At 72.3% G+C, this 18,747-nt stretch carries 18 protein-coding genes; 11 read left to right on the forward strand and 7 right to left on the reverse strand.

Going from position 1 to position 18,747, the window contains the following annotated elements; translation table 11 throughout:
• Nucleotides 1-474: a carboxymuconolactone decarboxylase family protein gene (locus ACWED2_RS44230; protein ID WP_449696499.1), complete on the reverse strand. Its 474-nt coding sequence runs from the start codon at nucleotides 472-474 to the stop codon at nucleotides 1-3.
• A 154-nt stretch (nucleotides 475-628) separates the two neighbouring features.
• Here ACWED2_RS44230 and ACWED2_RS44235 point away from each other — a divergent pair, with 154 nt between their 5' ends.
• The gene (locus tag ACWED2_RS44235) at nucleotides 629-1,507 is read left to right on the forward strand and encodes an RNA polymerase sigma-70 factor (RefSeq protein WP_449696500.1); all 879 of its coding nucleotides are present in this window, start codon (nucleotides 629-631) and stop codon (nucleotides 1,505-1,507) included.
• 1 nt (nucleotide 1,508) lies between these two features.
• Here ACWED2_RS44235 and ACWED2_RS44240 read toward each other — a convergent pair whose 3' ends face one another.
• Nucleotides 1,509-2,213: an alpha/beta fold hydrolase gene (locus ACWED2_RS44240; RefSeq protein WP_449696501.1), complete on the reverse strand. Its 705-nt coding sequence runs from the start codon at nucleotides 2,211-2,213 to the stop codon at nucleotides 1,509-1,511.
• A gap of 121 nt (nucleotides 2,214-2,334) precedes the next feature.
• Here ACWED2_RS44240 and ACWED2_RS44245 point away from each other — a divergent pair, with 121 nt between their 5' ends.
• Nucleotides 2,335-2,892, forward strand: coding sequence for a TetR/AcrR family transcriptional regulator (locus ACWED2_RS44245; RefSeq protein WP_449696502.1), 558 nt, complete (start codon nucleotides 2,335-2,337; stop codon nucleotides 2,890-2,892).
• Nucleotides 2,893-2,994: 102 nt separating this feature from the next.
• Nucleotides 2,995-4,971 carry a DNA ligase D gene (gene ligD, locus ACWED2_RS44250; RefSeq protein ID WP_449696503.1) on the forward strand — a complete coding sequence of 659 codons (1,977 nt, stop codon included), beginning with the start codon at nucleotides 2,995-2,997 and terminating at the stop codon, nucleotides 4,969-4,971.
• Between the two features lie 877 nt (nucleotides 4,972-5,848).
• On the opposite strand, the gene ACWED2_RS44255 is transcribed toward ligD, so the two are convergent.
• Complete coding sequence (locus ACWED2_RS44255) at nucleotides 5,849-6,790, reverse strand: glycoside hydrolase family 43 protein (RefSeq protein ID WP_449696504.1); 942 nt, start codon at nucleotides 6,788-6,790, stop codon at nucleotides 5,849-5,851.
• Nucleotides 6,791-7,006: 216 nt separating this feature from the next.
• Between ACWED2_RS44255 and ACWED2_RS44260 the strand changes: the two genes are divergently transcribed.
• Nucleotides 7,007-8,017: an AI-2E family transporter gene (locus ACWED2_RS44260; protein WP_449696518.1), complete on the forward strand. Its 1,011-nt coding sequence runs from the start codon at nucleotides 7,007-7,009 to the stop codon at nucleotides 8,015-8,017.
• A 48-nt stretch (nucleotides 8,018-8,065) separates the two neighbouring features.
• Here ACWED2_RS44260 and ACWED2_RS44265 read toward each other — a convergent pair whose 3' ends face one another.
• The 3 genes from ACWED2_RS44265 to ACWED2_RS44275 form a co-directional block, all read right to left on the reverse strand.
• Nucleotides 8,066-8,419, reverse strand: a complete 354-nt coding sequence (locus tag ACWED2_RS44265) for a hypothetical protein (protein ID WP_449696505.1) — start codon at nucleotides 8,417-8,419, stop codon at nucleotides 8,066-8,068.
• A 324-nt stretch (nucleotides 8,420-8,743) separates the two neighbouring features.
• On the reverse strand, nucleotides 8,744-9,118 hold the full coding sequence (locus tag ACWED2_RS44270; protein WP_449696506.1) for a hypothetical protein: 375 nt from the start codon (nucleotides 9,116-9,118) through the stop codon (nucleotides 8,744-8,746).
• A 299-nt stretch (nucleotides 9,119-9,417) separates the two neighbouring features.
• Nucleotides 9,418-9,759, reverse strand: coding sequence for a hypothetical protein (locus tag ACWED2_RS44275; RefSeq protein ID WP_410645850.1), 342 nt, complete (start codon nucleotides 9,757-9,759; stop codon nucleotides 9,418-9,420).
• Nucleotides 9,760-10,029: 270 nt separating this feature from the next.
• On the opposite strand from ACWED2_RS44275, the gene ACWED2_RS44280 reads away from it, so the two are divergent.
• Nucleotides 10,030-10,371, forward strand: a complete 342-nt coding sequence (locus tag ACWED2_RS44280; protein WP_449696507.1) for a WGxxGxxG family protein — start codon at nucleotides 10,030-10,032, stop codon at nucleotides 10,369-10,371.
• Between the two features lie 833 nt (nucleotides 10,372-11,204).
• Nucleotides 11,205-11,675: a hypothetical protein gene (locus ACWED2_RS44285; RefSeq protein WP_449696508.1), complete on the forward strand. Its 471-nt coding sequence runs from the start codon at nucleotides 11,205-11,207 to the stop codon at nucleotides 11,673-11,675.
• Between the two features lie 144 nt (nucleotides 11,676-11,819).
• Here the strand turns inward: ACWED2_RS44285 and ACWED2_RS44290 are convergent, their stop codons facing one another.
• Nucleotides 11,820-12,767 (reverse strand): hypothetical protein, encoded by a 948-nt coding sequence (locus ACWED2_RS44290; protein ID WP_449696509.1) that lies wholly within the window; start codon nucleotides 12,765-12,767, stop codon nucleotides 11,820-11,822.
• Nucleotides 12,768-12,961: 194 nt separating this feature from the next.
• Between ACWED2_RS44290 and ACWED2_RS44295 the strand changes: the two genes are divergently transcribed.
• The 5 genes from ACWED2_RS44295 to ACWED2_RS44315 all read left to right on the forward strand — a co-directional run.
• Nucleotides 12,962-13,963 (forward strand): polysaccharide deacetylase family protein, encoded by a 1,002-nt coding sequence (locus ACWED2_RS44295; RefSeq protein WP_449696510.1) that lies wholly within the window; start codon nucleotides 12,962-12,964, stop codon nucleotides 13,961-13,963.
• Between the two features lie 718 nt (nucleotides 13,964-14,681).
• Entirely contained in the window at nucleotides 14,682-15,452 is a 771-nt protein-coding gene (locus ACWED2_RS44300) for a DUF3152 domain-containing protein (RefSeq protein WP_449696511.1), read from the forward strand.
• Nucleotides 15,453-15,755: 303 nt separating this feature from the next.
• A complete protein-coding gene (locus ACWED2_RS44305) occupies nucleotides 15,756-16,607 on the forward strand; it encodes a geranyl diphosphate 2-C-methyltransferase (protein ID WP_449696512.1) in 852 nt (283 codons plus the stop codon).
• A gap of 10 nt (nucleotides 16,608-16,617) precedes the next feature.
• Nucleotides 16,618-17,724 carry a family 2 encapsulin nanocompartment cargo protein terpene cyclase gene (locus ACWED2_RS44310; RefSeq protein WP_449696513.1) on the forward strand — a complete coding sequence of 369 codons (1,107 nt, stop codon included), beginning with the start codon at nucleotides 16,618-16,620 and terminating at the stop codon, nucleotides 17,722-17,724.
• A gap of 13 nt (nucleotides 17,725-17,737) precedes the next feature.
• Nucleotides 17,738-18,747 (forward strand): family 2B encapsulin nanocompartment shell protein (locus tag ACWED2_RS44315; protein ID WP_449696514.1); only part of this gene is annotated, 1,010 nt, incomplete at its 3' end.

Below are 18,747 nucleotides of genomic sequence, written 5' to 3' on the forward strand. Positions count from 1 at the left end.
TCAGCCGAACATGCCCGGCTCGTAGGCGCCGCCCTTCTGGTGGACGATCACCGCGAGCCGGTTGGCCGAGTTCATCTGCGCGACCAGGGCGATCAGCGCGGCGACCCGGTCGTCGTCGTAGTGCTTGCGGACCCGGGCCCAGGTGTCGTCGGAGACGCCGGGGGCGGCGTCGGCGATCCGGGTGCCCTCCTCGGCCAGTGCGAGCGCGGCCTGCTCGGCCTCGGTGAACACCGTCGCCTCGCGCCAGGCCGCGACCAGGTTGATCCGCACCACGGACTCGCCGGCGGCCGCGAGTTCCCTCGTGTGGATGTCGACGCACCAGCCGCAGCCGTTGATCTGGCTGACGCGCAGCGACACCAGCTCCTGCGTGACCTTCTCCAGCGGGGACTGGATGATCGCCAGGCTCGCGGTGCCGAACCGCTTGGCGAACTTGGCGCCGATTTCGTTGTCGGTCAAGGTGAAGCGGGATTCCATGGCGTCGTCCTCACTCGTCGGTGTGTTGCGAACGACCAGGAGATGCCGGCGGCCCCGCGCTTCGTGACACGCTGGGGCGGTGACGACGATCACTGTCACACCGCGGCGGCGGCCGGCATCCGATGGGAACCGCACCCGACCAGAGGAGCCACCCATGGCCGATCCCGCCACCGACGCCTTCGTCGCCCACCGCAACCTGCTGTTCACCGTCGCCTACCAGCTGCTCGGCTCGGCCGCCGACGCCGAAGACGTCCTGCAGGAGACGTGGCTGCGCTGGGTGGACGTGGACCTCGCCGTGGTGCGGGACCGGCGGGCGTACCTGGTCCGGATCACCACCCGCCAGGCGCTGATGCGGCTGCGGGCGCTCGGCAGGCGCAAGGAGTCCTACGTCGGGCCGTGGCTGCCCGAGCCGCTGCTGACCACGCCCGACGTCGCCGAGGACGTCGAGCTGGCCGACAGCGTGTCGATGGCGATGCTGCTGGTGCTGGAGACGCTCGGGCCGGCCGAGCGGGCGGTGTTCGTCCTGCGCGAGGTGTTCGATCTGGGCTACGACGCGATCGCCGAGGCCGTCGGCAAGAGCCCGGCCGCGGTGCGGCAGATCGCGCACCGGGCCCGCGCCGGAGTCGCCGCGCGCCGGCCGCGCGGAGCGGTCTCGCCGGCGGCGACCCGGGACGCCATGGAGGCGTTCCGGCGCGCCACCGAGACGGGCGACCTGCGGGACCTGCTCGATGTCCTCGCCCCCGACGTCGTGTTCCTCGGCGACGGCGGCGGGATCGTGCAGGCGGTGCTGTCGCCCGTCAGCGGGGCCGAGGACGTGGCGCGTCTGCTCGCCGCCGGCCTCGGCAACCTCGCCGCGGGAACACTCGAAGCGGCCCAGGTCAACGGCTACCCGGCGCTGATCCTCCGTCGCGACGGCCGAGCCGACACGGTCCTGGCGGCCCGCGTCGACGACGGCTTCGTGACGGGGATCTACGCCGTGCGCAACCCGGAGAAGCTGTCCCGCCTCGACGAGGCGAGGACGCTCTGCCGGTGACTCACTCGACGTGCGCCGCCGCGGCCAGGATGACCTCGGCGACGACCTCGGGCTGGGACACCGCGACCGCGTGCGAGGCGTCGATCCGGCGGACCGTCGACGACGCGCGCTCGGCCATGAACTCCTGTGCCGCGGCCGGGATCGCGTTGTCCTGGTTGGCGATCAGCGTCCACGACGGCAGCTTCGACCACGCCGGGGTGCCCTCGAACGGCGCCGCGAGGGCCTGCTGGGCGACCGGCCGCTGGGTCACCGCCAGGATCGCCGCGGTGGCCGCGGGGACGTCGGCGGCGAAGACCTCGGCGAAGTCCTCCGGCTTGATCGACAGCTCGGGCGCGCCGTCGTGCACCAGGACGTTCGTGGTCTCCGGGCCGAGCTTCGCGCCCGGGTAGCGGCCGGACAGCTCGAACACGCTCTCGCCCGCGTCCGGCTGGAACGCGGCGATGTACACCAGGGCCCGGACGTTCGGCGCGTCGGTGGCCGCGCGGGTGATCAGGGCGCCGCCGTAGGAGTGGCCGGCCAGGACCACCGGGCCGTCGACGCTGCCGACGACGTCCTTCACGTAGGCCGCGTCGGACTCGACGCCGCGCAGCGGGTTCGCCACCGCCAAGACCGGATAACCCTGCTCCTGCAGCTTCGCGACGACCCCGGTCCAGCTCGACGAGTCGGCGAACGCGCCGTGGACCAGGACGATGGTGGGCTTGCTCATGACTGGCTCCTTCGAGAGAACGATCGGTCTTTCTGGTAGCTACTCTGGACCTCCCGGGCCGCCGTCGCAATGTGACGAAGCCGATCTGGCAGAACGATCGGTCTTTCTCTAAGCTGAGGGGATGACGACTGCCGAGCCGCACCCGAAGGACCGGCTGCTCGCGACCGCCGCCCGGCTGTTCTACGCCGAAGGCATCCACGCCGTCGGGGTGGAACGCCTGGTTTCCGAGGCGGCCGTGACCCGGGCGACCTTCTACCGCCACTACCCCACGAAAGACGACCTGGTCGCGGCCTACCTCGCCGAGACCAGCCGGCAGATCCGCGCGGCCGTCGCCGCGGCGCGGGCGGGCCGGCCCCCGCGCGAGGCGCTCGCCGAAACCATGGCGGTCGTCGGCGACGCGACCTGCGGGCCGGACTTCCGCGGCTGCCAGTTCCTCAACGCCGCCGCCGAGTACCCCGATCCGGAGAGCCGGGTGCGCCAGGTGATCGACGACCACCGGCAGTGGTTCTTCGACGTCCTGCGCGAGGAGGTCGCCACCCTCGGCCACCCGGAACCGGACCACGCGGCGCGCGTGCTCGTCCTGCTGCGCGACGGCGCCCTGCACGGCGGCGAACTCGACGACGCCGACGAGGTGCGCACCACGTTGCGCCGGGCGGTCGACGACTTCCTGCCGGCGTGACGGCGTGCCGAACAGGCGTTCACGCCCGCTTTCACCTGCGCAAATCCGGCTAATCTAGGCCAACCGGGTTACCTTGTGCACAGAAGGTGACGGAGGTCCGAAATGGCGGCAGACGACGCATCTCTCGTCCCGGCCTGGCTGGAGCCGATGCTCGCCAAGGCCGACGGCGGCCGGCTGCGCAGCGGCCCGGAGTGGGCCTACGAGTACAAACTGGACGGTTACCGGGCGGCGATGCGGATCGCCCCGGACGGCACGACGGTGCTCACCAGCCGCAACAACATCGACTTCACCGCGGAGTTCGCCGACCTCGAGGGCGTGCTCGCCCCGGCACTGGACGGCCGCGCCGCCTACCTGGACGGCGAGGTCGTCGTCTACGGCGAAGACGGCCGGATCGACTTCGAGCGGATGCAGGAGCGGCGCGGCCGCTACGTCCGGCACCAGAGCGGGCCGAAGGGGCTCGAGTTCAAGGACGTCCCGGTCCGGTTCCTGGCCTTCGACCTGCTCAGGCTCGGGGACGCCAGCCTGCTGTCCGCACCGTACGACGAGCGCCGGGGCCTGCTGGCCGAGCTGCCGATGCCCGATCCGTACCGCGTTTCGGTGGTCCGCGCGGTCACCTTCGACGAGCTCGCCGCCGACCGCCGCACGCCCGCGGACTTCCTCGCGCACGCCGCGTCCGCCGGGTACGAGGGGGTCGTCGCGAAGCTGCGTTCGTCGGCCTACCACCCCGGGCAGCGGCCGGATTCGTGGCTCAAGCACCCGCTGGTCCGCACCCAGGAGGTGATCGTCTGCGGCTGGCGGCCCGGCCAGCGCAGCTTCACCGGCACCCTCGGCGGGCTGCTGCTCGGCGCCCACGACCCGGCCACCGGCGACCTCGTCTACATCGGCGACGTCGGCACCGGGTTCAGCCAGGCGAGCCGGGCCGAGCTGCAGGCGCAGCTGCAGGCCATCGAGCGGCGCACGCACCCGTTCGTGACGACCCCGCCGCGGGAGGACATCGTCCGCGCCCGCTGGGTCGAACCGCGCCTGGTGGGCGAGATCGTCTACCGCCAGTTCACCCGCGGCGGCCGGGTCCGCCACACGGCCTGGCGGGGGCTGCGCCACGACAAGGAGCCGGCCGAAGTCCTGGCGCCGCGCGCGGTTCCGCACGAACCCGGCGACGTCGCGCCACCCCCGGCCCCGACCGAACCGGCGGGTCAGCGGATCACCGTCCAGGCGGGCAACCGGCGGCTCACGCTGTCCAACCTGGACAAGGTGCTGTACCCGGCGGCCGGGTTCACCAAGGGCGAGGTGATCAACTACTACTCCCGCGTGGCGGCGGTGCTGCTGCCGCACCTCGCGGGCCGGCCGGTCACGTTCATCCGCTACCCCAACGGCGTCGACGGCCAGAAGTGGTTCGAGAAGAACGTCCCGAAGGGCGCCCCGGCCTGGCTGCGCACGGTGCGCCTGGCGGGCACCGGCGGCACGATCGACTACCCGCTGCTGGACGACCTCCCGGGTCTGGTGTGGGCGGCGAACATGGCGGCGCTGGAGCTGCACGTTCCCCAGTGGACGGTGGAGTCGGGCGCCCGGCAGCTCCCGGATCGCCTCGTGTTCGACCTGGACCCGGGCCCGGGAACGACGATCGTGGACTGCTGCCGGGTGGCGGAGCGCCTCCACGACGTCCTGGTGGCGGACGGGCTGACGCCGTACGCGAAGACGTCGGGCTCGAAGGGGATGCAGCTGTACTGCGGAATCCGCACCGAGGACCCGGCGGCACCGTCGGCGTACGCGAAGCGGCTCGCCCAGCGCCTGGCGGCGGAGACACCGGAGTCGGTGACGGCGGTGATGGCGAAGGCCCGGCGCACGGGCCGGGTGTTCATCGACTGGAGCCAGAACAACCCGGCCAAGACCACGGTGGCCCCGTATTCGCTGCGCGGCCGCGACCACCCGACGGCGTCCACGCCGGTGACGTGGGACGAGGTCCGCGCCTGCGGTCACGTGACGCAGTTGACCTTCACGGCGGACGAGGTGCTGGACCGGATCGAGGAGCACGGGGACCTGCTGGCCGGGCTGGGCAAGGAGAGCGCCCCGCTGGGGTGACGGTCAGGTGCGCCCCAGGAGCCGCTTGAGCCTGCCGACGAGCCCACCGGGGTTCCGGTCCGGCGGCGGCGGGTTTTCGGTCGGGGGTTCTCGGATGGGTTCCTCGGCCCGAAGCGCGTGCTTCTGCTGAGGAACCTCTTCAGTCCAGGGTTGCGGAGCTCGCCCGTCGACCGGCGGTTGCGGAGTTCCCACCTCGACCGGCTGTTCCTGCGCCGCAGGGAAAACCGGCTCGGGCGCCGATTCGGCGACCGGCTGCGCCACGGCCGGCGGAGCGGCAGCCGCAGCCTGCTGCGCGGGGACCGGCGAACCGGCAGCCCTCGGCTCCGACCCGGCCGCCCGCTGCGCCATGCCCTGCGGCCTCGCCGAAACCGCGGCCGGCGCCCGCTCCGCCCGAACCGGCGCACCCGAAGCTTCCGGCTGCACCTCGCCCTGCGGCATCGTGGGAACCCCGCCCGGCGCGCCCTCCGGCACCGCCACCCCACCCGACTGCGGCCGCGGCGCCGGAATCTCCCCCGCCATCCGCCCCGACTCCGGCACCGCCGCCTCCGACCGCGGAGAAGCCGGCCTTGGCGACTCCGGCCGTGGCAGCGGGGGCCGAGCCAGCATCTCCGGTGTGATCGCCGGCGTCATCAGCGGCGTGTGCGCCGCGTCCGCGTTCGGCGTCGCCGGCTCCCGGGCCGCCGGGTAGCGCGCCAGCGGGTCGTCCTCGACCGCCGTTCCGTCGGCGCGATGGCTCCGGAGCAAACCGCACAACCCCAGGAGCCCCAGCAAGCCCGCCAATCCCCACCACACCGTCATCTCGCTCCTCCGTTCCCTCGCTCCCGGATATCCGGCCCCCGGGCGGCCCAACCGAGCGCTACCCGGACGGGTGACGCCGTCACCCCAGCCGCGGCACGTCATCGGGGAACGTGATCGGCAGCGAATACAGGCCCCGCGCCGCGCGGCCGCCGCCCAGCCAGCCGTGGAAGAAGATGTGGTCGTCCACCACGTCCGCGCCGCCCGGGGCGTCCACCTTGCCGCCGAGCAGGTCCGTCGTCAGGAACTTGCCGTCCGCCTTCACGAACGCGCCGCCCACGGTCGGCGCCGAGGCGTAACCCGTGTGGTATCCCGTGCTGTCGAACGTGTCCGCCGAGTAGAACAGCAGGTACTTCGACCCGGCCTTGACCACCGAAGGCGCCTCGACGACCGACATTTCGGCCGTCAGGTCCGCCCGCAACAGCTCGGTGCGCGGACCGGCGAAGGTACGCCCGTCGGCCTGCAGCTTCTGCGCCCAGATCGCCGACGGCGGCCCCGTCGCCGCGCCGTTGCTCTTGTAGAGCAGATAGCGTGACCCGTCCGTGTCCACGAACGTCTGCGGGTCGATGTCCCCGTGATCGCCGGGCTCGCACACCAGCGGGCGGTCGCCGGCCGGGGTGTACGGTCCTTCAGCCCTTTTCGCGGTCGCCGCACCGAGGCACATCTCGCCGCCTGCGGTCCGCGCCGCCGCGAAGTACAGCACGAACGTGCCGTCCGGCAGCTGGGTGACGTCCGGCGCCCAGAACCCGCCGTCCGGCTTCGCCCACGCGGGCCCGGCTCCGAGCGCGTCCCCGGCGACGCGCCAAGGCCCCTCCGGCGCGGCGGCACCGGCCATCCGGATCCGTGTTTCCTTCGCGCCCGTCGCGAACGCGAAGTAGCCCCAAGCCGTCTTGACGACATCCGGATCGGGGAAGTCCTGGTCGACCAGCAGCCGCGGCGCACCGGCGGCCGCCGCTTCCGGCGCGACCGTGAACGCGGCCACGACGGCGACCACCGGAACGAGCAGAAGATCCTTGAAGCGCATAGGCGATTTTGCCGACACCGCAGCGAATCCGGCAACGGCAGGCGGCCGCCGTCACCGGGAAGCGTGGACCTGCCCGTGCGCCCGGATCGGGTGGATTCGTTCGCGCCGGCCGGGGGTAGCCGCCGACTCATGCACGCAACGAGCGGCCGCGGGGCCCACCGCGCCGGAAATCCCGTCGCCGAGGCCGAGGGCGCGGCGGCCCGGCAGGAGAAACCCTTGGGAGCGCCGGGAAAACCGCTCGACCGCCGCTCGCCGTTCTTCACCGGACTGCTCGCCGCGGCCGGGGTCGTCGTCACGATCGCGGTCGTCGAACTCCTCCTCGCGGCCTCCGGCGTGCTGCTGCTGATCGGCATCGCGTTCTTCCTCGCCGTCGGGCTCGAGCCGGTGACCGCCCGCCTCGCCCGCCGGGTGCCCCGCGCGCTCGCCGCCGCCGTGGTCGTCGTGACCGGGCTGGCCGTCCTCGGCGGCGCCATCGCCGCGGCCGCCGTTCCCCTGGCCGGCCAGGCGACGCAGCTGCAGGACGGCGCACCGCGCTACCTGACGCTGCTGCGCGACCACGGAACCCTGCTCGGCCGGGCCAACGAGACCTTCGGCCTCGAGGCCGCCGTCCGGTCCGTCCAGCTGTCCGATGTCGCGAAATCGGTGGCGGCGCTGCTCGGCGACGCCGTGATCGTCGTGGTGCTCGCCCTCTACTTCGTCGCCGACTTCCCGCGGATCCGCACCGCGCTCTACCGGCTGACCCCGCGGTCGCGCCGGCCGCGGGTGATCCTGATCGGCGACGCGGTGTTCCGGAAGGTGGGCGCGTACCTCGTCGGCAACGTCGTGGTGTCGCTGATCGCGGGCGCGGCGACCTTCGCCTGGCTGTGGGCGTTCGGCGTGCCCTACCCGCTCGTGCTGGCCGTGCTCGTCGCTGTGCTCGACCTGGTGCCGGTCGCGGGTTCGGTGGCGGCCGGCGCCGGGACCACCCTCGTCGCGCTCACCGTTTCGGTGCCCGTCGGGCTCGCGACGCTCGGCTTCTTCGCCGGCTACCGGGTGGTGGAGGACTACGTGCTGCTGCCGAAGATCGTCGGCCGGGCCGTCCGGATCCCCGCCCTCGTCACCGTGGTCGCGGTGCTGGTCGGGTTCGAGCTGCTCGGCGTCGTCGGCGCGTTCGTCGCGGTGCCGGTCGCGGCCGCGGTGCTGCTCGTCGTGCGGGAAGTGGCCCTGCACCGGCTCGACCGGACATGAGAAACCGCCGCGCGGGGCGCGCCCCGCGCGGCGGTCCGACCGGGAGGGTCAGTTGCCCTGGGCGGTCCCGCCGTCGGCGATCTCACCGGCGGCACAGTTGCTCGGGTTCTGGCCATCGGCCTCGTGCTCGCCCGGGGAGAGCACCGGCACGCCGATGCCGTTGGCGGTGTCCTGGACCGGCACCTGGACGCCGAGGACGTTGACGTTGTCGTCGCACACGCCGCCAACGACGTTCAGGTTGTGCACCGCGTCGAGGTTCTGCACGTTGCCGACGAGGCCGAACTGGTCGGTGGAGTCGACCGGGTGACCGGCGACGGTGACGTTGGCCGCGGACGCGGATCCGCCGAGCACCGCCATCCCGGCGGCGAGAGCGGTGGCGACGAAGCCGAGCTGCTTGATCACGAGAAAAATACTCCTTCTGAGAACCCGCCGGAGGAGCCCGGCGGGGGATCGGGGAAAAGGGAACGGGCCCGGCTCCGGTTCGCCGGGCCCGGAAAAGTCCGTTAGGGTGCGGTCAGGCCGGGTGGGACCGGCGCACTTCTCCAGCGTCGTGGCCGGTCCCACCCGGGTCGGCGCCGTCCGGCGTCGCGGCGTGCCCGGAACGCGGAACCGGAGTGTGCAGCTCGCTCCGTGTTCCGGGCGCGCGGTGCGGCGCCGGCGCCGGCGACCGTTTTCCCGTGCCCGGAGCCGGCTTCCGCACGCACGGGCGGCTCCGGGCACGGAAACTCAGTGACCCTGGCTGGTGCCGCCGTCGGACAGGCCGCCCGAGGCGCAGTTTTCCGGGTTCTCGCCACTGGCCTCGTGCGAGCCCGGCGACAGGATCGGCACGCCGATGCCGTTGAGCGAGTCCTGCACCGGCACCTGGACGCCGAGCACGTTGACGTTGTTGCCGCACACGCCGAGCGTGCCGTTGACGTTGTGCAGCACGTCGGTGTTGTTCAGGTTCACCAGGCCGACCTGGCCGGTGTAGTCGTAGCCGCCGTGGTGGTGGCCGTGGTGGCCGTGGTGGTGGCCGTCCGGGGTGCCGGCCGCGGCGACGCCGGCGGCCAGGAACGCGCCGGCCGCCGCGGTGGCCGTGACGAAGCCGATCTTCTTCAGCATGGATTGCTCCTCGGAGAGAGATTTTTCGGAGAACGGGACGGCAGTGAAGGTGTGCTCTCCGTCCCGTGTGAGGGAAACGTACTGATGCCGCGGCGCCGTTTCCACTTCGTGCCACCATCGTGTGGGTACCGCGAGCCGCTGACCGCGCCGGGTGTGACCCGAACGGGTTAGCCGGGTTCTGTTTGCTGCCAGGCTTTCCCGGCCGTCGTCTCCGGATATCGCTTGCGGGGCAAGGAATGTTTCCGGGCACGCCAAAGAGCCCTGCACCGGGTGGCGCAGAGCTCTTTCGCGGGAATCCCTTATTCGGGCCAGGCCTCGGCTTCGGCCGTGAGCGCGGTGGTCACGTCGATCTCGCCCGACCGCACCCGCCACGCGAGTGAGTCCGGCCGAGGCTGCAGAAGGTGCCACCCGGCGACGTCTTCGTCGCGGTAGCAAGGGTTTTCGTCGTCACCGATGCCCAGCGCGGCGAAGTACTGGCGGGCGGGCCAGGTTTCCGGCACCCAGGCGCGGGCCCAGCGCACGACGATCCTGGCGAGGTCGTTGCGGCCGTCCGCCGGGTGGATCAGACGGTCGCCGGTGGTGCAGATGAGGCGTGGCGTGTACGTCGCGCCCAGTGGCGCGACGACGAGTTCAGTGTTCATTCCTCCCCCGGTCCACGGCAGTGGACGGTATGGCCCGGCTCGGATGCGCTGCTGCGCTTGCGAAGGGGAGGGACGGCCGGAGGCGGACGAGCGCACGCGACGCGTCCCTGCACGGCTCCGTCTTGAACCGGGAGCGATCTTACAAAGGCCGGACCGGCGCCGGGGAACGACCCCTGGCGGCTTAGCCCGTTCCCGTGACAGCGGGAGTGGATGCGGCCGGCGGGGGTACGCCGGGGGGAACCGATTTCCGCAACGGAAGGAAGAACCGGGATGAACCACAAGGCAGGCAAGCTGTGCTGCGCCGGCATCGCGGCGGCGGCGTTCGCGCTGACGGGGGCGATGCCGGCTTCGGCGGCACCGGAGTTCTCGGCACCCGCGTGGCACCAGCAGACGGACGACGACGGCACGAACCGCGACAACAGCCGAGACGACAACGACGACAACGGCCTGTGGGGCCTGCTCGGCCTGGTCGGACTGCTGGGGTTGGCGGGCTTGGTGCGGCGCGGACCCAAGCCGGGAGCGATGGCGGGGTACCCGGCCGCGGGGGCGACACCGCCGCCCGCGAACGCATACCCGCCGGCGGAGCCGCGGCGGAACCCGCCGGGCGCCTGACGAGCGGAGGCATGGCCGGGCCGGTCCCCACCGGGCACTTGCAGATCGGTCGCGTCGCCGGGTCGGTCCCCGCCGGGCGCATCAAAGCCGATAGCCCCGCCGCGGCAGAACCTGCCGGGCACCTGAAGACCGGCGACGTCGCCAAGCCGGTCCCCGCCGGGCACTGGGGCGCCACCCGGTGTCCGAGCACCGCAGATCCCGCACCGCCGGCTCCCGCCGGCCGCCCGAGTGACCCTGGTGCCCCGCACCGCGATTCCCTCCTCTTCGCGCAGAACGTCCCGGCGCCGTCAGCGTCGGGACGTTCTGCGTTTCCTTCTCTCCGAATGGCGCCCAGTTGTCAGGTCTCGGCACCGAGGAGGCCACAGTAACGGCCGGAAAAACCGGCCCTGCAACCGCCACCCAGATTAGCGAGGCACTCGCCGCGCAAGAAGTGTTTTCGCACCGTACCCTACTTAAGAGTGGCTTTCCCCACCTCGGACAAATGCGCATGATTACCCATTCTTTCTCCCCTTAAACCTCACGATCGGGTGATCATCCGGTCTTCCCCGGGGCCGAGACCGCTCGCACCTTCGGTAAAGAAAATCCGGCCGATTCAGCCGGATACCGTAACCGTCCGACACGGACGAGTGGTGGTGTCACACAACGTAGCCGATGCGAAAAAGCGCCGAACAGGCCCTTCACGCGATGTCGATGTTTGTTCCGGGGAACTCGCGAGGCCGCACACCGAGTGAAATCAACCGGCGCCGCCCCACCCGGACATCCGCTCGCGTTATCGCCGATCGGCGCTCACCATGATCGCAGTCGGCATCGCACAATCTCCGGAGGAGTACGACATGAAAAGTGCACTGACCCGAGCGCTCACGGTGTTCGTCACCGCGGCCGCGGTGACGTTGACGGGAGTGGGGGTGGCGACGGCGGGCGGGCCCGGTGGCAGCGGATCGTCGAGCACCACCAGCGCCGCGGCGGAGGTCAAGGGCCTGCGCGACCAGCTGGCCGCACGGGCGGACAACGGGGACGTGCCCGGCACGCAGGCCACCCTCGGCCGCCTCGATCCGCTGCTGTCGGATCTGGCCCAGGGCAAGCGGTACACGATCCAGGCCGCGGCCAAGGACAGCGCGGCCACAGCGCAGAAGGACAACGCCGAAGCGCGCAAGGGCGTCGACGAACTCGCCGGCCAGCTGGCCTCCCGCCAGTCGCTGCCGCCGGTCTCGGCGCTGCTCAACGCGTTGCTGCAGCGGGTGCTGATCAGCCTTTCCGCACTGGTGAACGACCTTCTCGGCGGGCTGCCCGTCCCGGTCGGCTGAGCCGGCCGGCACCCCGGACGGACAAGCCGGCGACGGCCCGGCGCGGATTTCCCACCCGCGCCGGGCTTTCGTCGTCCGCGGCCGCGACAGTGCACGAAGAAGCCCGGTGCGGCGGACGCACCGGGCTTTCGCTCCCCAGCCAGGCTATTCGTAGACGACGTAGGCGGGCGTGGGGCTCAGCACCAGGACTTCGGCCGGGGTCATCAGGTTCGCGCCGCGGCGGGTGTCCTCCTCGAAGAACAGCTTGAAGCCCGGCCGCACGTGGGCGGGCATGGTCGTCATCAGCGTCTTCCAGGTCGCCTTCTTCGCGGCGGCCGAACCGATGCCGTCGACCACCTTGACGACCGAGACCCCTTGATGGGCAAGCAGGTCCTGCTCGTCACGCACCACGGACGCGGCGACCTGGTGGTAGACCATCACCTTGGCGGGCAGGCGGTGCGCGTCGGCCAGGGCCCCGAGGTAGCGGGCGACGCCGTCGAGCTCGGCGCCGGTCGTGCGCCCGAACTTCTTGCCCGGGACGACGCCCGGTTCCACCGCCCACTCGGGGTCGAGGGCGACGCCGACGTCGGGCTCGGTCAGCCAGCGCTCGTAGGCCTGGACCTCGGGCAGGAAGTCGGCCCGGCCGGGCTGGATGTTCAGCAGCAGCAGGCCGTTCAGCGCCCGCGCGGCGTCGAGGTACGCACGCACGGTCGAGTCCTCGCAGCGGCTGCGGAACATGCCGTCCTCGCCGGGCGAGCGGTGCACGGTGGTGGCGATCAGCTCGACCACCGGGATGACCGGACGTCCCGGCGGGAACGCCTCGATCTGGCGGCGCAGCGCACGGCTCGCTTCCGTGAGGTCACCCGTCATGCGGCCGAGCGCCTTCGCGCCCGGAGCTCCGCAAAAGCCGACCAGCAGGCCTTTTTCGAGCGGGTTCGGGGGCAGTGGTGGGGGTGTGGCCGCGACGGCGGCGGGGGCCGGGGCGGGCACGGCCAGCGCCTTCCCCCGCTGCAGCGCGCCGCACGCGCTCGTGGCGAAGCCCGCGAGAGCGGCGGTGAGGACCAGGCGTCGATCGAAGGTTCGTTCGGCGGCGACCGCCTTTTTCGGGACCATCGCGGGGAAATACCCGCCGGTGATCACCGGCAAACCCGGTTTCCGGCGATCACCGCATCGTGCCGGGGCGGTTCCCGGGCTCCCGGCTCCGGCCTGCGGAAACGCGGCTTTCCTTGCGGCGAAGCGCAATTCCGGGCTCACCCGACCCGGTGGCCCGGCCCGCGGCGACGGCGGCACGGACGCACACTTCGGGCATGCGTTGCCTTTTCCGCCTCGGGTTCACCGCTGTCCTCACGCTGGCGGCCTGCGGCGGCCCCGCGCCCGCGGTCCCCTCGCCGTCACCGCCGCGTCCGGCGCCCGCCGCCGCGCCCGCGCGCATCACGCCCGCCGCCGCCCGGCAGCTGGGCGCCGACGAGCTCGGCCGGGTGCCGGTCCTCATGTACCACCGCCTCGTGGCGCAGCCGAAGTCGGTCTACGAGCGCACGCCCGCCGACTTCACGGCGGAGCTCGAGCGGCTGGCGGCCGAGGACTACGTGCCGGTGACCACGGCGGAGCTGGTGTCGCGCCGGCTCGACCTCCCGGCGGGCGCGCACCCGGTGGTCCTGACCTTCGACGACGGCGACCCGACGGTGTTCCGCCTGAGCCCGCAGGGACAACCGGAGCAGGGCACGGCGATCCGGATCCTCCTGGACGTCGCGGCGGCGCACCCGCGGTTCCGCCCGGTGGCGAGCCTGTACGTGAACGAGCACCCGTTCGGCGGCGATCCCGACGGTCGCGCGTTGCGCTGGCTCGCCGGCCACGGCTTCGAGATCGGCAACCACACGCGCCGCCACACGAACCTGCGCACGGCAACGGAAAGCGCGGCGACGGCGGCCATCGCCGAGGAGGACGCGCTGATCCGCCAGGCGGTCCCGGGCTACCAGCCGAAGACGCTGGCCCTGCCGTACGGAAGCCGCCCGCACCGGCCGGGCCTGGCGGTGCAGGGACCGGGCTACGCATACGGCGGCGCGCTGCTGGTGGGGGCGGCACCGGCGCCGGCACCGTGTTCGGGCGAGTTCGACCCGGCGGCGATCCCCCGGATCCGCTCCCAGTCGACGGGCGCGGAGGCACGGTACGGATCGACGCACTGGCTCGACGAGCTGGGTGCGCCTTCGGGACACCGCTACACCTCCGACGGCGACCCGTCGACGGTGTCGTACCCGCGGGCCGGGGGCCCGGTGGCACCGGAGTGTGCGAGCGTGGGCCTTGCCTACTGAACGCCACCCCCTGGCCCGGGTGGACTGGCTGCCCCAGCCGCGCCGCCGCCCGGCGCAGCAGAAGGGGGCACCGGCCCCGAGGTCGCCCCGCATCCCACCACCGGCGGCGCGAACGGCTCCGGCGACTCCGGCGGCCCCGGCGGCCCCGGCGACTCCGGCGGCCCCGGCGGCCCCGGCGACTCCGGCGGCCCCGGTGGTTCCGGCGGCTCCGGTCGAGGAGAATCCGGCCGCGCCGAGCCGCTCGGCAGCACCGGCCCGCGATACTCAGGCGGCTGCGGCGCCCACACCGACCCACCCCACAGCACCAGCCCCCGAGACTCACACCACCCCGGCTCGCCCGGCGGCATCGAGGCCGGGACCATCAGCGGCTCAAGCCGCCCCGGCTCCGGCGACTCCGGCCGGCCCAGGCCCGGTGTCCGCGACGGAGCCGCATACCTCGGCCACGGCTGCACCGGAACCCCCGGCCGCCACCGCGTCGGTTCGTGCGGGGACTCTCCCGCCAGCCCCGGAAATCGAGCCGACCACCTCGACCGGACACCCCACCCCGATACCCCGCTCCGCCCCGCGGCCCCACACCAGCTCCGTCGCCCCCGCGATCTCGGTCGGCCCGCCGGCCCCGCGGGTTCCCCGGGCCCGCACCACCACCCTCGAGCCACCGGCCCCACCCCCGGCAACCCCGGCCCCCGAACCCGCCCAAGCCGCCTGGTGGCCGCCCGCCGTGCTCGTTTTCGCCGTTGCCCTTGCTCTTGCCCTTCTTCTCACCCCCGAAGCCGCGCAGCCCCGGCGGATTTCCGGCTTCGCCTCGGCCGCGCCCTTCACCAAGAGCTCGCCGCCGAAACCCGCGGCCGAACCCGCCGCCTTGCCCGAAGGCGTGCCGGTCACCGAAGGCGGCGACGGTACCTGGCGCGTCCTCCCCGGCGGCGGGCAGGACATCGGCACCGGCGAAAAGCTGCTCACCTACACCGTCGAAGTCGAAGGCGGCGTCGAGCTCGCCTCCTTCGGGCACGACGTCGACACCATCCTCGCCGATCCGCGGGGGTGGACCGGGCTCGGTACCGTCACCTTCCGGCGGCTCGGCGATGCCGGCGCCGAGCCCGATGTGCGGATCAGCCTGACCAGTCCCGGCACCGCCCGGCGGCCCGGCCTCTGCGGTTTCCGCATCCCCTTCGACTCCTCCTGCCGCCTGTCCCGCGACCACCGGATCGTCGTGAACCTCGCCCGGTGGCTCCGCGGCGCCCACTCCTACGACGGCGACCTGACCGGCTACCGCGCCTACGCCATCAACCACGAGATGGGCCACGCCCTCGGCCTCGGCCACGTCGGCTGCCCCGCCCCGGGGGCACCGGCGCCGGTGATGATGCAGCAGACCTTCGGGCTCTCCAACACCTACCTCGCGGACCTCAACCGCGCCGAACCCGGTGCCGCCGCGAAGGTCCGGCCCGACGGGGCCGTCTGCCGCCCCAACCCGTGGGTCACGGAGCCGCACTGAACCCTCGGGAAAGGTGTGTGATGGGGCGGAAGCCGGTACCGCAACGGTCCTGCCGCTCGGCACCCTCGAAATCACCTGACACAGGCTGTCGCGCTTCGTCACCCGGTAGTGGCGAGCGCGATCTCCAACGGGGGTCGGCGCACCGGCCCCGGCCACCTGTGGCGCGTGTCCCGCTGGGCCGGACGGGCAACGACCACGAACCGCGAGTGAATCTTCTTGTCCCTGCGAAACTCCCGCCACTAGCGTCATCAACAAGGGAATCGATTCCCTTTGCTGTCAAGGAAACGACGAGGAGTGCCATCGATGACCGCTCTCGAGAAGCCCGTGACCCGCACCGCGTACCAGCAGTCGGTCGCCGACTACTGGAACGCGGAGAAGGATCCGGTGAACCTCCGGCTGGGCGACGTCGACGGCCTCTACCACCACCACTACGGCCTCGGCGACTACGACCCGGCCGTGCTGGAAACCCCGGCCGACCGGCGCGACGAAGCGATCATCGCGGAGATGCACCGGCTCGAGACCGCGCAGGCGGACGTCCTCCTCGACCACCTCGGCCCGATCACGCCGGAAGACCGGCTGCTCGACGCCGGCTGCGGCCGCGGCGGCACGAGCGTCATGGCCCACCTGCGGTTCGGCTGCCAGGTCGACGGCATCTCCATTTCGGAGCAGCAGGTCGGGTTCGCCAACGCGCACGTGCGGCAGCGCGGGATCGACGGCTCGGTGCGCTACCACCTGAAGAACATGCTCGACACCGGGTTCGAATCCGGGGTGTTCCAGGGCATCTGGAACAACGAGAGCACGATGTACGTGGACCTGAACGAGCTGTTCGCCGAGCACGCGCGGCAGCTCAAGCCCGGCGGCCGGTACGTGACGATCACCGGGTGCTACAACGATGTGACGGGCGGCCGGTCGCGCGCGGTGAGCCAGATCGACCAGCACTACATCTGCAACATCCACGCCCGCGGTGACTACTTCAAGGCCATGGCCGCCAACGGGTTCGTGCCGATCAACGTCGTCGACCTGACCGCGGCGACGATCCCCTACTGGGAGCTGCGGGAGAAGTCGTCGGTCGCCACCGGGGTCGAAAAGCCGTTCCTGACCGCATACCGCGAAGGCAGTTTCCACTACCTGCTGATCGCCGCCGACCGCGTCTGAGGCGGGCGAGGTGACCGGGGAGAGCAGTATTTGTCCACAGTGGACCGCCGGTGGCGCCCCGTCGGTGCCGTTCGGGCTCGGGACGTCGGCGGCGCGGATCGCGACCCGGTTCGCGCCGCCGGCCGGGCCGGTCCCGTCGTACGCGTACCTGCCGTGGGGTGACGGCAGCGCGCCACCGCTGTACTGCCCGGTCCAGGGCCGCGTCGACGACGGACTGGCCGCGGAGGTCGACCGGCGGCTGGTCGCCTGGGCGGCGGACTGCGGGTTCACCGGCAAGGGCCTGGAACAGATCGCCGGCGCCGGGTTCGGCCGGCTGGTGATGCTCGCCCACACCGACTGCGACGACCCGGACCGGCTGCTGGTCGCGGCGCAGCTCAACGCGGTCTGGTGGGCGGCCGACGACTACTACGCCGACGACAGCACGCTCGGCGCGGCGCCCACCGAGCTCCCGCCGCGGCTGGCGCTGGTCATGGCGGCGATGGACCCGGTCGCCCCGGCCGGGGAGTTCACCGCCCCGCTGGAAGAAGCGCTGCGCCGCGACCCGATCCTGGTCGGGCTGCACTCGGCGATCGACCACCTGGGCCGGCACGGCTCGCCGGTGCTCGTGCAGCGGGTCTGCTACGCGACGTTCTCGATGTTCGTCAGCTGGGACGCCTACGCCGCGTGGCGCCACACCGGGCAGTACCCGCCGGCGTGGGAGTACCTGGCGGCCCGCCAGCACGACAGCTTCTACACGTCGATGACCCTCGTCGACGCCGTCGGCGGTTACGAGCTGGCCGCCCCGTTCTACTACGACCCGCGCGTGCGCGAGGCGATGATGCGGGCCGGGACGGCGTCGGTGCTGGTCAACGACCTGCACTCGGTGGCCAAGGACGCGGCCGACGAGAAGCCGGTCTGCAACATGGTGCTGCAGATCGCCGCCGACCGGGGCTGCCCGGTCGACGAGGCGGTGGAAGCCACCGTCGAGCTGCACAACAAGATCGTCCACGAGTTCGAGGACGGCCATCGGGAGCTGCTGGCCGTGCCGTCGCCGGAGCTGCAGCGCTTCCTCGTGGGTGTCCGTTCCTGGATGGGCGGCGGCTTCACCTGGCACGCCACCAATCCGCGCTACCAGTGATGGGGGTTTCGTTGTGACTGTCACCGACCCGGTGGAATCCGAGCAGCAGGCGCCGTCGAGCCTCGGACGGGCCGCGGCCCGGACCCTGGCCACCACGACCAAGTCCGTCCCGCAGATGCAGGGCATCTCCTCCCGCTGGCTGCTCAAACTCCTGCCCTGGGTCGAAGTCTCCGGCGGCGCCTACCGAGTCAACCGGCGGTTGAGCTACGCCGTCGGCGACGGACGCGTCACCTTCACCACCACCGGCACCCAAGTCCGCGTCATTCCCCCAGAGCTGGGCGAACTCGCCCCGCTCCGCGGCTACACCGACGAAGACGTCCTCACCGAACTCGCCGACCGCTTCACCCAACACGAATACGCCCCCGGCGACGCCCTCGTCGAATTCGGCTCCCCCGCCGACCAGGTCTACCTCCTCGCCCACGGCAAGATCACCAAGATCGGCACCGGCGCCTACGGCGACCAGGTCGTCCTGGGCACCCTCGCCGACGGCGACCACTTCGGCGACCACGCCCTCCTCGACAGCGACGGCATCTGGGAATACACCGCCAAAGCCGTCACCACCTGCACCGTCCTCACCCTGCCGCGAACCGCCTTCGACGACATCCTCACCCGATCCGAGACGCTGCAGGCGCATCTGGCGGACTACCGGGCCCGCGGCGCGGCGGCCAGCAACGACCACGGCGAAGCCGAAATCTCCCTCGCCTCCGGCCACGACGGCGAACCCCTCCTCCCCGCCACCTTCGTCGACTACGAAGCCCGCCCCCGCGAATACGAACTCTCCGTCGCCCAAACCGTCCTGCGCGTCCACTCCCGCGTCGCCGACCTCTACAACCAGCCCATGAACCAGATCGAACAACAACTCCGCCTCACCGTCGAAGCCCTGCGGGAACGCCAGGAACACGAACTGGTCAACAACCCCGACTTCGGGCTCCTCCACAACGCCGACTTCGCCCAGCGCATCCCCACCCGCACCGGCCCACCCACCCCCGACGACCTCGACGCCCTCCTCACCCTCGTCTGGAA

The sequence above is a fragment of the Amycolatopsis sp. NPDC005003 genome (assembly GCF_053600695.1).